This is a genomic window from Butyrivibrio sp. NC3005, assembly GCF_000424545.1.
GTDB lineage: Bacteria > Bacillota > Clostridia > Lachnospirales > Lachnospiraceae > Butyrivibrio.
Map to the genome: position 1 here is coordinate 14,456 of NZ_AUKC01000015.1, position 14,272 is coordinate 28,727.

10 protein-coding genes are annotated in these 14,272 nt (G+C 36.5%); 2 read left to right on the forward strand and 8 right to left on the reverse strand.

Annotated elements, in window-relative coordinates:
- Window positions 1–63: 63 nt before the first annotated feature.
- From G634_RS0105225 to G634_RS18100, 3 genes are all read right to left on the reverse strand, one after another.
- Complete coding sequence (locus G634_RS0105225) at window positions 64–3,867, reverse strand: phosphoribosylformylglycinamidine synthase (protein ID WP_035799022.1); 3,804 nt, start codon at window positions 3,865–3,867, stop codon at window positions 64–66.
- Window positions 3,868–3,946: 79 nt separating this feature from the next.
- Window positions 3,947–4,546: a TetR/AcrR family transcriptional regulator gene (locus tag G634_RS0105230; protein WP_026504403.1), complete on the reverse strand. Its 600-nt coding sequence runs from the start codon at window positions 4,544–4,546 to the stop codon at window positions 3,947–3,949.
- Between the two features lie 29 nt (window positions 4,547–4,575).
- On the reverse strand, window positions 4,576–5,037 hold the full coding sequence (locus tag G634_RS18100) for a hypothetical protein (protein ID WP_035799025.1): 462 nt from the start codon (window positions 5,035–5,037) through the stop codon (window positions 4,576–4,578).
- A gap of 395 nt (window positions 5,038–5,432) precedes the next feature.
- Between G634_RS18100 and G634_RS18105 the strand changes: the two genes are divergently transcribed.
- A complete protein-coding gene (locus tag G634_RS18105) occupies window positions 5,433–5,951 on the forward strand; it encodes a VanZ family protein (protein ID WP_051233699.1) in 519 nt (172 codons plus the stop codon).
- A 324-nt stretch (window positions 5,952–6,275) separates the two neighbouring features.
- Here G634_RS18105 and G634_RS18110 read toward each other — a convergent pair whose 3' ends face one another.
- The 5 genes from G634_RS18110 to G634_RS0105265 form a co-directional block, all read right to left on the reverse strand.
- A complete protein-coding gene (locus G634_RS18110; RefSeq protein WP_051233700.1) occupies window positions 6,276–7,091 on the reverse strand; it encodes an HAD family hydrolase in 816 nt (271 codons plus the stop codon).
- Window positions 7,092–7,102: 11 nt separating this feature from the next.
- The gene (locus G634_RS18115; protein ID WP_051233701.1) at window positions 7,103–8,686 is read right to left on the reverse strand and encodes an alpha-amylase family glycosyl hydrolase; all 1,584 of its coding nucleotides are present in this window, start codon (window positions 8,684–8,686) and stop codon (window positions 7,103–7,105) included.
- Between the two features lie 74 nt (window positions 8,687–8,760).
- Entirely contained in the window at window positions 8,761–9,642 is an 882-nt protein-coding gene (locus G634_RS0105255) for a sugar ABC transporter permease (protein WP_051233702.1), read from the reverse strand.
- Window positions 9,642–11,069 carry a carbohydrate ABC transporter permease gene (locus tag G634_RS0105260; RefSeq protein WP_026504405.1) on the reverse strand — a complete coding sequence of 476 codons (1,428 nt, stop codon included), beginning with the start codon at window positions 11,067–11,069 and terminating at the stop codon, window positions 9,642–9,644. Before G634_RS0105260 ends, G634_RS0105255 begins: the two co-directional genes overlap by 1 nt.
- A gap of 116 nt (window positions 11,070–11,185) precedes the next feature.
- Window positions 11,186–12,535, reverse strand: a complete 1,350-nt coding sequence (locus tag G634_RS0105265; RefSeq protein ID WP_026504406.1) for an extracellular solute-binding protein — start codon at window positions 12,533–12,535, stop codon at window positions 11,186–11,188.
- A gap of 517 nt (window positions 12,536–13,052) precedes the next feature.
- On the opposite strand from G634_RS0105265, the gene G634_RS18120 reads away from it, so the two are divergent.
- A complete protein-coding gene (locus G634_RS18120) occupies window positions 13,053–14,138 on the forward strand; it encodes a LacI family DNA-binding transcriptional regulator (protein WP_081676506.1) in 1,086 nt (361 codons plus the stop codon).
- Window positions 14,139–14,272 lie beyond the last annotated feature (134 nt).

Below are 14,272 nucleotides of genomic sequence, written 5' to 3' on the forward strand. Positions count from 1 at the left end.
AGCCGCGTAGAATTCCAATTACCGCTAACTTTTTGTAAATTATTAAAGTAACGGACTCTATGATTATTCAAAGTAACGAACACCAGATTCAAAGAGTTTCAAATCCTGCTCGCCATAGATATTGACTGCAACACCATTTCCGCGACGTTCACTATGGCACATCTTACCAAGACAACGTCCGTCAAATGAAGTAATACCTTCAACTGCTCTATATGAACCATTAATATTCCACTCATCATTCATTGTAACATTACCATCAACATCACAGTACTGGAATGCAACCTGTCCATTTTCAAAGAGCTTGTCAAGTACATCATCATTTGCAACAAATCTTCCTTCTCCATGTGAAGCAGGATTTGTATAAACTTTTCCAAGTTCTGCACCCATAAGCCATGGAGACTTATTGCTGACAACTTTCAGATAAGCCATCTTGGAAATATGTCTTCCGATTGTATTGAAAGTAAGTGTCGGGCTGTCAGGTGTCTGACCTGTAATCTTGCCGTTTGGTACAAGTCCAAGCTTTATGATAGCCTGGAATCCATTACAGATACCAAGAACAAGACCATCTCTTTCATTAAGAAGCTTTTCAACTGCCTCTTTAATCTTTGCCTGCTGGAAAGCTGTTGCAAAGAACTTCGCAGATCCATCAGGTTCATCACCAGCTGAGAATCCACCTGGGAACATGATAATCTGAGCATTTGAAATTGCTTTTTCAAACTCTTCAATACTGTCTCTTATATCATTTGCATTCTGGTTCTTGAATACATGGATATCTGCTACTGCACCTGCTCTCTCAAATGCTGCAGCACTATCGTATTCACAGTTTGTACCAGGGAATACCGGTATAAATACTCTTGGCTTTGCCACCTTATTCTTGCAGATATAGATATCACCCTTTGCATCATAAAGCTTTGTATCAACCTTTGTATCATCATCGCAAACCTTTGCAGGGAATACCTTATCTAATTTCTTAGTCCAGCTACAAAGAAGCTCTTCACCGGATACAGTTACATTTTCTACTGTAAATTCGTTTTCATCTGTTATGGTTGCTACTACTCTGCAGTTCTTAACACCAAGAACCTTCTCAACATCTTTTACTGCAACTTCTGCAACAATATTTGCAATACCATTTGCAAATATTTCTTTTGCGGATATGGACTCATCGAATCTTACACCTTTTTTGTTACCAAATGCCATCTTACATACAGCTGCTGCAAGTCCATAGCTGTCTTCTGCGTATGCTGCCCTGATAACGCCTTCATTCATAAGTTCATGAATCCTGTCATATAATTCAATTACCTTGTCATATACTGGAAGGTCATATTCATCTTTTTCAATAGCGAACTCTACAAGTACATCTCCTGACTCTTTAAGTTCAGGTGTTACTACGTCGCTAAGCTTAGCAATATCTACAGCAAAAGAAACCAATGTTGGTGGAACATTTATCTCATTAAATGAACCTGACATGGAATCTTTTCCACCAATTGATGCCTTGCCAAAGCCAAGCTGTGCATCAAATGCGCCAAGAAGTGCTGTAAGAGGCTGACTCCATCTCTTTGGATCTTCAGTCATTCTCTTGAAATACTCTTGGAATGTGAAGTGGAGATTATCTACTTTACCGCCACCTGCTACTATTCTTGCAACTGACTCTGTTACTGCATATACAGCTCCGTGATATGGGCTCCATGTAGAAAGATATGGATCATAACCATAAGCCATCATTGTAACTGTATCACTCTCACCACCAAGAACAGGAAGCTTTGCTATCATGTTCTGTGTTTCTGTAAGCTGGTATTTACCTCCATACGGCATCTCTACAGAAGCAGCTCCTATAGAAGAGTCAAATCTTTCTACAAGACCTTTCTGTGAGCATACATTAAGGTCTGACATTTCTTCAATCCATGCCTTCTTGATATCACCGTTCTCAAGCTCTTTGGAAGCTTTTTCGCATGCTACTTTATCAAAATATTTATCAGACTTTGAAGGAATCTCAACTTCTACATTGGTCTCCTGATGAGCTCCGTTTGTATCAAGGAAAGCTCTGGTAATATCTACGATTTTCTTTCCTCTCCACTTAAGTACAAGACGTGGCTCCTTGGTTACAACTGCTACCTTTGTAGCCTCGAGGTTTTCCTCAGATGCATACTTTAAGAATTCATCAGCATCCTTAGGATCTACTACTACAGCCATACGTTCCTGAGATTCAGAGATTGCAAGCTCTGTTCCGTCAAGGCCGGCATACTTTTTAGGAACAAGATCAAGGTTGATATCAAGACCATCTGCAAGCTCACCAATTGCAACTGAAACTCCGCCTGCACCAAAGTCATTACACTTCTTAATAAGCTCTGATACCTCTTTACGACGGAAAAGTCTCTGAAGCTTACGCTCAGTAGGTGCATTTCCCTTTTGTACTTCTGCACCGCAACTGGAAAGTGACTTGTTGGTATGTGCCTTGGAGGAACCTGTAGCACCACCAATACCATCACGGCCTGTTCTTCCACCCAAAAGAATGATGATATCTCCTGGCTCAGAACTCTTACGCATTACGTTAGCCTGAGGTGCTGCGCCCATAACTGCGCCGATTTCCATTCTCTTTGCTACATAGTTTGGATGGTAAACTTCTTTTACATATCCTGTAGCAAGACCAATCTGGTTTCCATAGGATGAATATCCCTGTGCTGCACCTCTTACAAGCTTTTTCTGGGAAAGCTTACCCTTAAGTGTTTCAGATACAGGAACTGTAGGATCTGCTGCGCCAGTTACACGCATAGCCTGATATACATATCCTCTTCCTGAAAGCGGATCACGGATTGCGCCACCAAGACATGTAGCAGCACCACCAAATGGTTCAATTTCTGTAGGATGGTTATGTGTTTCATTTTTGAAGAAAATAAGCCAGTTCTCTGTAACTTTGCCCTGACCATAATCAACTTCAACAGGAACAACTACTGTACAAGCATTGTTTTCTTCAGACTGCTCCATATCTGTGAGCTTTCCGTCTTTCTTTAATTTCTTCATACCCATAAGAGCAAGATCCATAAGAGAAATGAACTTCTCTTTGCGCTTTGCTTCATCAGCATATATTTCATCTCTTGCTACAAGGTAATTCTGATATGCCTTTTCAATAGGCTCTTTATAATCACCTTCACCAAAACTAACAGTCTTAAGTTCTGTTCCAAATGTAGTGTGACGGCAATGATCTGACCAATATGTATCGAGAACACGAATTTCTGTCATAGAAGGATCGCGTTTTTCTTCGTTTTTGAAATATGTCTGTATCCACAAAAAATCCTTAAATGTCATTGCAAGACCAAAAGATTCATATAGTTTTCTAAACTCATTCTCTTCCATAGCACAAAAGCCATCAAGAATCTTAACATCTTCTGGTTCAGGATAATCAAGTGTAAGTGTTTCAGGAACGCTCTCGTCTACAATTCCTGAATCAACAGGGTTAACAACATAGTCTTCAATTTTTTTCTTTTCATCTTCTGTAATGTCACCAATAAGCATGTAAGTTACAGCACTCTTTATTACAGGCTGCTCGTCCCCCTTAATGAATCTTACACACTGCTCAGCAGAATCAGCTCTTTGATCGAACTGTCCAGGAAGTGCCTGAACACTGAATACAACTGCACTTGCTGGTACTTCAATTTCATCTCTATAAAGAATATCAACAGGTGGTTCAGAAAATACGGTTTTACATGCTTTTTCGAAAACTTCATCTGAAACATTTTCAACATCATAGCGAATAAACACGCGTACTTCTTTTACGCTGGAAATTCCAAGATATCCGGATATTTCCTCCCTAAGTTCCTTTGCCTGCCCAGCAAAAGGCGCTTTCTTTTCTACATAGATTCTTCTTACCATCTTATATCTCCTCTTTCCCGTTGATATATTTTCTGAAAAAAAGTGCTCTGGTAATTTCCAAAGCACTCTTAAACATTCATTAATTAGACACTACCCCCACCGGCGCAAGTCCTGCAAGGATATAGTTAATCTCACTATCAAAGTTTTCTTCTGTAAGTCCTACTGTATCAGAAAGGTAGCGAAGTCCCTCAAGAATATAGCAAATGCTTACAGCTTTACTATGAGCATCCTCGCAAACAAATTCTCCATCCCTAACTCCATCGTCGATTAAACCTTCTATGATTCCCACAGAAGTGTCGAATGATTTCTTTATTAAATTGTTCTTTGGAATTAATGAATGACTTGCACAATATTCGTAGATAGCTAGACCCAAGTTATTATCTCGACAAAGAATTTCTTTTTTCTGCTCATTTAAAAATAAAACAAGCATATCAGAAGCGGAAGCATTCCCCATAAGTGCCTGCTCAATAGCAGCATCACTGTCCTTCTTCACTAAAGAAGACAGTACCGCCATGAAAATCTGTTCTGTACTGGAAAAATGGAGATAAAGTCCTCCACGGCTGATATTACACTCTTCAACCAAATCTTTCATCGTAACATTTTTGAACCCTTTTCTGGCAAAAACATTACGAGATTTTTCAATGATGTAGTTTCTCTTTCTATCAGACTTCGCTCCCATTTTTCTCCCTCGAAGTTACAAGTAAACCTTTAAGTACCTGACCAGTAATTAATAAGCTCTCGCATCTTTACTATTGTAGCATGAATAACACCATTGCGAACACCTTCTGCCCATACTCTTCCTTTTGTATTTCCTTCCAGGACATACTTTGAAATAATACCCATCAGGTCTTCCATTTGCATAATCTGTGCTTTCTCTATAAAAGACAATTCATCTTTACAAGTTTCAAGCCCATTTCTGCGATAAACATAGACATAATTACGATCCATTTTTCCTGTTGCCATTGCAGTCTTCACAAATGATAGAAGATTAGAATCATATACTGGAAACGGAATAGTGTGTTCCATCTGTGCTCCGCCATAATCATTGGCAACGGACTGATCAATATTCTGCGATAGCCATGGCAAATAAGCTGCCATTTGAGAAACAGGTTCTTTATACTTGTTAATAATATCTTCAATACTGTTCTCATGAAAATCGACATCTGACATAACTACGCCTTCCTGTCCATGCTTCCGGACTATTATAGCAATTACAAATAAAAAAGTATATGGGACGAATTTCCAAATATTTGCCCTCAAAAGGTGTCATTTTTGAACAAACGTTCTAAATATAAGTATTACAGCTAACTTCTGCACGCTTCCTGCATTAAGTTTACTTACTATTCGATTTTTTTTGCTTACTTCGATAACAGAATATACACCTTATAAACATTTATTCGGTAGTTTTCAATTTAAATTAAGCGTATTATAATAGAATATCGTTTAATTTTAAAAGTTTAAGCTGCTTTTTAGAATTTATTTATTTTTCAATTAAAAATATTTGGGTTATCAAAAGATTTTTTCAATTGGATTACATTTTTATGTTTTTAAGAGGGAGAGTTTTCATGATAAACACATTAAAACAAAAAATCCAGTATCACAGACAGCTTTTTAACCTGCTGTCTTTTGTTCCTATGCTGTGTATGGCATACATTATTTTCTCTTTTTCTGCACAAAATGCGGATGAATCCTGTGAACTAAGCTATGGTTTTGGATATGAGTTTATTAGTGGAGTATGCAGAATTTTAAAACTTTCATTCTCAAGTGAAAAGATTGCGCAAATAACCTATAACACTCAATACCTTTTAAGAAAATGCGCGCACATGACAGAGTATTTTGTTTTCACGCTTACAGTAATACTTCCGTTATACGTAAACAAGTTCAAGGCAAAGCAAATTTGCATCTTCGCATTTATTATATCTGTAATGTACGCATCACTTGACGAATTTCACCAGACTTTTGTACCAGGAAGATCTGGACAGATAAGTGATGTATTTATAGATAGCATAGGAATTGCAGCTTCTGTTTTTTTCTTCCATGTGGTTCTTTCCATGGAAAAAGCTGCAATTAACAAAAACCTATAGATTATTGTTTTTATATAGTCCGTTTTACTGTTTGTATATTTCGTCGCAGACACGCTTTCGCTTGATTATAAACGTAGTGGTACGTAATGCGCTAGAAAACAGCGCATAAGTACCAACGTTTATAAACAGTTCTGCTCATGAAATATTACAAGCCAGTAAAACTCATCTATCAAATATAAAAAACAAAAATCTATAGGTTCTTGTTTTCATCAGGAAAATCAAGAACCGTACCAGACCAAAATTTGTCGTTAAGACAAATTTTGTCCTGCGAAGCAGGATTCTTGCTGATGATTATCCTAAATCTCAGCAAGAAGTCATAGTTTTTTACTCCTGTACAATACTAAGCATTTCCTTAATATCACCTGACTCGATTATATAAGGCCTATATCCTTCAAAATGATCATCTATGATTCTTTTCATCCTTGCCTTTCTTTCAGTAAGGCTTAATTTGTCTGTGTTAAGAAATATGCTGTCGACTTTACAGGATGCAGAAACTCCAATATCTGACTGAAAATCGTTTCCAACCATTATACTTTCTTCCGGATTACATTCCTGTTCCTGCAAAAGTTTTTTCATAAACTGAGGCTGTGGTTTGCGCATTCCTTCATCTGAAGATATATAAATCGCATCAAAATAATCCATAAGTCCCGCTTCTTCTAATTCTGCCATAGTAAAAAGATGCTGGGCGTTGGATAACAGATAAATCTTTCCTCCGTTTTCTTTTAATGTCTTAAGGGTAGAAATCGTATGTGGAAAAAGTTTTAACTTTTTTCTGGATAAAGCTCTGAACGTATTTGCTATCACTTTAACCCATTCACTTTTTTCTAAATCCTCAAGTTGCATTGCAGCAACTTTTTCCATGCATGCATGATGAGCTGGAGCATTTATTAAAAGCTTAGATAAAACTGTCTCAATCTTTATCTCAGGATAGTTAATGCACATTTTAAAAGAAAGTTCCTGTTCTTCTTCTCTACACAAATCAAAATACTGTTGCTGCATTTGCTCAGGCTTATAATCGGCTCCATATGCGCTATAGATTTTTGTCATCTGACTCCAAAATGCATTATCATTTTCATCAGTATGAATATCAACAAGTGTTCCATACAAATCAAAAATATAGTTTTTATATTTTAATTTCATTCTTTGCTCCATCATCTAAGAATAATAATTGACTGTTTAGGTAGTGTAATTGATTTATCACTCATGTCAACTACATCTTCAAAATTCAGTGTAAGAGAAAATTTCATTTTCATGTTTGCAAATTTTTGAGATGAAATGTCAAGAATCTTTGCTTTATCACTTAAGTTGTAGCATATAGCAACTTTTTTTCCGTTCCACTCTTTAAATGCAACAGCAAGATCCTTATCACTTAGTTCCTCGCAAACTTCAAATTTGCCTCTGGCAATTTCAGGATTAGTATTTCTCATAAAAAGAGCTCTTTTATAGTAATTCCAGATAGAGTTTACGTTTTCTTCCTGTTCCTTTACTGAAGGGAAAGATTGTTTTGCATTTTTTTCTGCATTTTCGGGTGGATTACATATTCCTTTGGTATCTTTGTCAGACCAAATCATAGGAAGTCTTTTATTCTCATCATTTTGTCCAAAGCTCTTCATTCCCACTTCTTCGCCATAGTAAACAAACGGACTTCCCCCCATAGTCATCAGAATTCCTGCTGCCATTTTCAAGTCATCTTCGTTACACATAAGATTATTAGCGACTCTAACCTGATCGTGATTTGTCAAAAAAGGAGCATCAATATAATCTTTATACACTTCTCCATATACCTTCTCATCTTCTGCAAAGGACTTAATAAGCTTTAATGCATCATATTTTCCTCTTGCAGCCTTTACAATCACACCTTCTGTACTAGAATCCGGAAAATTGAACATGCTCGGAGTTTTACTTTCATAATACGAAGCAATTACTGATTTTCCAGCCCATACTTCTGAAACCATATAAAAATCCGGATTTTGCTTCCTGCAATATTCATAAATATCACTAAGCGTTTTTTTATTAATTTCTTGGTTCTTATCATCATAGTGGAGTGCTGCATCCATTCTGAATCCATCAACTCCTTTTTTTATCCAGAAATCAGATATTTTTTCAAACTCTTTTTTGACATTTTCATTAGAAACATCCAAATCAGGCATTTCTGACCAGAAACTTCCTTCATAATACCAGTTTGTTCCTTTAACGTTATACCATGCATCACTTTCTTTTTTCTTAGAAAAATGATAGTAACCCGCATACGGGCACTTACTCTCGTCAATTTCTCCATCACCTATTGTTCTTAAATAATCAGTAGCTTTAACAAACCACTCATGTTTTGATGATGTATGATTGAATACCATATCAATAATAATGCGAATTTTATTCTTATGACATTTTTTTACTAGGTTTTCAAAATCCTCCATTGTGCCATATTCATCACTTACCGCTTCATAATCTGTAACATCATATTTGTGGTAAGTTGTAGAAGGCATTATCGGCATTAGCCAAATTCCATTAAAACCTGTATCCCTAATATAGTCCAGTTTCTTGGCTACACCATTAAAATCTCCAATTCCATCATTATCTGAATCATAAAAGGAGCGTACAAATATTTCATAATAGTTTCTATAGTTATCATCTACTATATCTTGATCCGCTTTAAAAATTCCTTCTTCATATAAGCCCCATAAACCTATACCTAACAGCAAAAAAACTAGTATAATTAGTAAATATACCTTTTTCATATTCGAATCCTTCAAAAAAGGACGGCAGCCTGAGTGCTACCGCCCGCTTATTAGTTTTATAGTTTACAAAAATATCAACCTTTAACTGCTCCGCCAGTAACACCTTCTACATAATACTTCTGTAATGCCATAAACAATAATGTTACCGGAACAGCTATCAGAACACCACCGGCACAGAATCTAGTGAAATATCCCTGATAATCGTTTGTATTAACCCAACGAGCCATAGCAACGGCGACGTTGTAACTCTTATCATGACCAAATGCAATATAAGAGGCAAAAATATAGTCACACCATGGTCCCATGAATGCTGTAAGAGCCTGGTAAATAATAATAGGTTTAGAAAGAGGAACTATCATCTGGAACATAATCTGTGCTCTTGTAGCTCCGTCAATTCTTGCTGCTTCATCCAATGCCTTCGGAATTGTATCAAAATATCCTTTACATACATAATATCCCATACCAGAGCTTGCAACACTTACAAGGATAAGTCCAGGTACTGCACCGGCCTGAGTAAGTCCGAACTGTTTTAACAAAAAGTACAGACAAATCATCGAAAGGAATCCTGGAAACATTCCGAGGATAAGCCAAAATCTCATAAGAAGATCTCTGCATTTAAAGCGCATTCTTGAAAGTGCATAAGATACACACAAAATCACGCAAGTCTGAAACAATGATACAAAGAATGCAATGATAATAGTATTCATGTACCATAAAAGAAAGTTTGTCTCCCCTGAAAACAGGAATTTGTAGTTATCAAGTGAAAACTGTTTAGGTACAAGATAGTTAACCATTCCGCCGTATTCTGTATCAAAAGAACGGAAGCTCTGAAGCACGATTCCTACAAAAGGAAACAGCCAGATAATACTCATAAGTATCAATATAATGTAAGCTACAATGTTACCTGCTCTTCTTTTAGCAGCCATTGAAGCAGTTTTTTCTTTTTTATTAGCCATTATTGGAAGCCCTCCTCATCTTTTACAGAAGGAAGCATATTATAAACCTTACCAAATGTAATTGCAGTAACAAGGAATACCATAATACCGATGACTGCTGCCATACAATAGTTAGTATCATTAACTGTCATCTTATAAAGCCATGTTACCAAAAGATCTGTCTGTCCGGCATTTCCTGCCATCTTCATAGATTGTGGACCGCCACCAGACAAGAGATAAATAACGTTGAAGTTATTAAGATTGCCTGTAAACTGTGACAACAAGAACGGTCCTGTAACAAAGAGCATATATGGAAGTGTAATGTACCAGAACATCTGGAACGGATTTGCTCCGTCAATCTTGGCACTCTCATACAAATCTTCCGGAATATTCATTAAAAGTCCTGTAGCAATAAGCATAAGATATGGAATACCAATCCAAATATTAATTACTACAATTGTTATCTTTGCAAGTACTGGATCTGTCCAAAATGGTATTGCATCATCAATGATATGCATTCTTAATAAAAATCCATTTATCAAACCATCGTTTGCAAAAAGCTTTGATATATAAAGTAATGAAACAAACTGTGGAACTGCGATTGTTAAAACCAAAATCGTTCTCCACATTTTTTTGAATCTTATTCCCTTTTTATTGATAAGCATAGCTACAGCAAGACCAAGGAAATAATCGATAAACGTTGCAAGTAAAGCCCAAAGGATGGTCCATCCTAATACTCTTACAAATGTTCCACCAAATCCATCTGTTGCAAATGAGAACAGATTTTTGAAATTCTGTAATCCAACCCATGTAAAAAGATTAGTCGGAGACTGATGATTCTTGTCATAATTTGTAAATGCTACACAAATCATGAATAAAATAGGAAGGACAGTAAAAAGGAACACACCAACTACAGGAAGTGTCATAAGAGTCTTATCAAAGTTTTCATCAAGGAAAGATCTTATAAACTTCTTATTAGTAGGAAGCTTTTTTCCTGCAGAAATTAATTTTTCCTCTTCAGCATTCTCACATATATTCAAATACCAAACGAGCAAAAACGCTACTACGATAATAATTGTTAAAACACCAAAAAGTAGAATCATAAAACTGTTATCACCATACACTGTTTTACGTCCAACCTTTTTAGTTGCAACATTACCTAATGTAGTAATTCTAGTTAAATAGCCTAATCCTATTCCTTCTAAGCTTTCATTTCCTGGAAAAGCCATCTGAGGAACGAACATATAATATAAAAATGCTATTTCTGCTGCAAGAAAAGCAAGTCCTTTTACGATCTGACCGCGAAGCAGCGGACCAAATCCTAAAATAAGATAAGATATCTTTGTTTTCCAATCACCTTTAGCAAAGGTACTTCCTATCTTCTGAAATACTGTAAGAACAGCATTGCCTTTTTTCTTAGCAGACGGATTTGAAACCGCACTTGCCATGGATTTTATCCTCCCGAAAATTTCTCAAAAGTGTACCGACAAAAATCGTCTGCCGGTACACTTTTTTATTTGTTGCTATTTAAAAAACAGCGATTTATTACTAACTATTTTGCAATTTATTTATTTACATAAGAATTGCATGTATCCTGGAACTTCTGAAGAGCCTTAAGAAGATCTTCATCACTTGTCTTGTCTGTAAGCTTTCCAGTAATAACATCATCACCAAGACCTGTAGCAAGTGACCAATAGTCACCAGGATACTGACCCTGAGGAATGTCAAGAAGAAGCTGCTCTGAAAGAGCTGAAAGAGCTTCGTTTGACTTTACAGCATCAGATTCCTGAGCCTTTAAGTTTGATGGTCCCCACTTAATTGCTTCATAACGAGCAAGCTGTACTTCTTCAGAGGAGAGATAGAATGCAAGATCATCACAAATCTGAAGTTTATCTGCATCTTCCTGTGGCTTTACACCAAGAAGCTTATAACCAGAGAAACCTGAAAGCTGATATGTCTTTCCATCAGCGCCTGTGAAAGATGGAAGTTTAGCACAAGCATAGTTGTCACCAAACATCTTCTTTACAGCTTCAGCATCCCATGTTCCGTCTACTATTGCAGCTGCGTCTGTAGCCTTATCTGCAGAAGAACCATTCTGGAAAGCCTTAGACTTAGAAAGTTTAATCATTTCTTTTAATGCAACTACACCTTTTTCGCTTGCATAGTCAACGTTGCAAGCTGTGAAGTTCCCCTGATCATCTGTATCATATGTAAGTGTGCAGCCAGTTCCGAAGAAGAATGATGGCTGATACCATCCAGAATTGATTTCATAATAAAAGTTCTTACCAGCAGCTTCGCAATCAGCTACAATCTTATCTATATCAGAAGGATCTTTTACTACACTCTTATCATAGTAAAGGAAATATCCGTTATCAGATGTAATAGGATAAGCATAAATTGTAGATCCAACTGTTGAAGCCTTTATTGCACCTTCATCATTTGCAGACTTAACATCAGCTTCATAGTCTGGATTTACTGCTTCAAGAGCACCAGCTGTTACAAGACGAGCAATCTGATCCTGAGCAAATGTAAATACATCAGCACCAGCCTGTACATCTGTAAGCATGTTGGAAGCAGCATCTCCCTCTCCTACTGGCTCAACTGTAAAATTAACGCCTGCATACTGAGGATATGCTGTTTTAAAGCTGTCAACCTGCTTTGTTGTAAAATCTACTGCATTATCAGCTACCCAAACTTTAACTTCCTTACCGTTATAAGTAGCTGGGTCTGTGCTGACTTCTGACTTTTCTTCAGTTTTATCATCAGAAGCAGAATCTTTATCATCAGCATTATTCTCAGTATTCTGAGCATTGTCAGATCCACCATTTTCTGCTGGAGTAGATTTGCCGCAGCCAGCAAGCATTCCGGCTGTCATTGTCGTAGCAAGTAAAACCGTTAATACCTTCTTTTTCATTTTATCCTCTCCTTTTCTTCCCGAAACTTTCGTTTGTTAATTATGTTGTACCACGTTTTGGTGATATTTGTCAATATTATTCATTTTTTTATTTAACCTTAGTTATGTTTCACAAAAATATGTCGCCAATTTTATTCATTTCTCTGATTTCTTTTCGTCATTTTTCGCAAACTATTGTTTTTTTCTCAGTAATCACTTATACTATTTATACATTATGGTATGTCGCTTTAATAAAATATCGCTATTACGTTATTTTTCTTTGATTTATCGTAATATTATATTACTCTACGAAAAAAAGCGAATTTCTATAGGTTCTTGTTTTCATCAGGAAAATCAAGAACCGTAGCAGACCAAAATTTATCGTCAAGAGAAATTTTGTCCTGCGAAGCAGGATTCTTGCTGATGATTATCCTAAATCTCAGCAAGAAGTCATACTTTTTTGCTTAATGCTTGCTTTTATATTAAAGTATTGGGTAATAAAGAAGCTATCGCTCATAGTATTCGCTGAAAGGAACATATGGCTACAATTAAAGATATTGCAGACAAACTAGGTGTTTCGGTTAGTACTGTCTCCAAAGGTCTCAATGGTGCAAAAGACATCTCGGCTCAGCTTCGCCAACAAGTCCTGGAAACAGCTGTAGAACTCGGTTACACAGGTCGCAAAACAGCAAAAAAGAATCTAAAAAAACTATGTATTTTTATAGAAAATATGGATTATGAATCTGCCAGCCAGTTTGGTTATGATATCGTACTGGGTTTTCGTCAGGCAGCTTATAAAGAACAATGGGAAGTTTTTGTTCAACCTATCAGTCACGAATTTCAAGTGAATGAGAAATACGATACATATATGTTAGGAAACGGATTTAGCGGCAGCCTTATGCTGGGACTTTCACTCGAAGATCCGTGGATGGAACAGATAAAGACCACAACTTTCCCGACTGTATTATTAGATAATTTCATTGAAAAAAATCCAAACGTTGGTTGCATCGGAACAGATTCAGATGAAGGCATCGCTCTTGCAATTGAACATCTGATTTCTCTTGGTCATGAAAAGATTGCTTTTCTTGATGGATCAAGAGGTTCGATGGTATCAGACCAGAGAATGATTGCATATTTGGACAACATGTCCAAGCATAGACTTCCTGTAGATCCAAACCTTGCCGTTTATGGATATTTCGTAGCTGATGCAGCTCATTATCATGTTCCAACATTTTTAGATTTGGGAGCAACTGCTATACTTTGTGGAAATGATTTGATTGCATCTGGCGTAATAGAAGAATGTAAAAGACAAGGTTTTAAGATTCCAGAAGATATTAGCATTATAGGATTTGATGATTTGCCGATTGCCCAGCGTTTAGACCCTCCTCTAACGACAATCAGACAGGACAGAGTTGAACTTGGAAAATGCGGATACTACATCTTGTTTGCAATGATGGCTCATGTTTCTTTATCCAAGAACCTTTTAAGACCATCATTTGTTGTCAGATCTTCCACTGCAATTGCAAAACCAAGAATCGCCAAAAGACATTGCAATGAAAAGGATTCTGTCAACAAAATAAATACACAGCTTTATAATCAGTTCCTCCAACATAGACAAATATAAAAATAACTCAGTCAAGTTTATTTCTTGGCTGAGTTATTTTTAATTTGATTGCTTGCGAAAATCAGGACACATCTGCTATAATGATAGAATGGTATAAAAAAAGACGAAACTCTTATCAAATTTCGCCTTTTAAA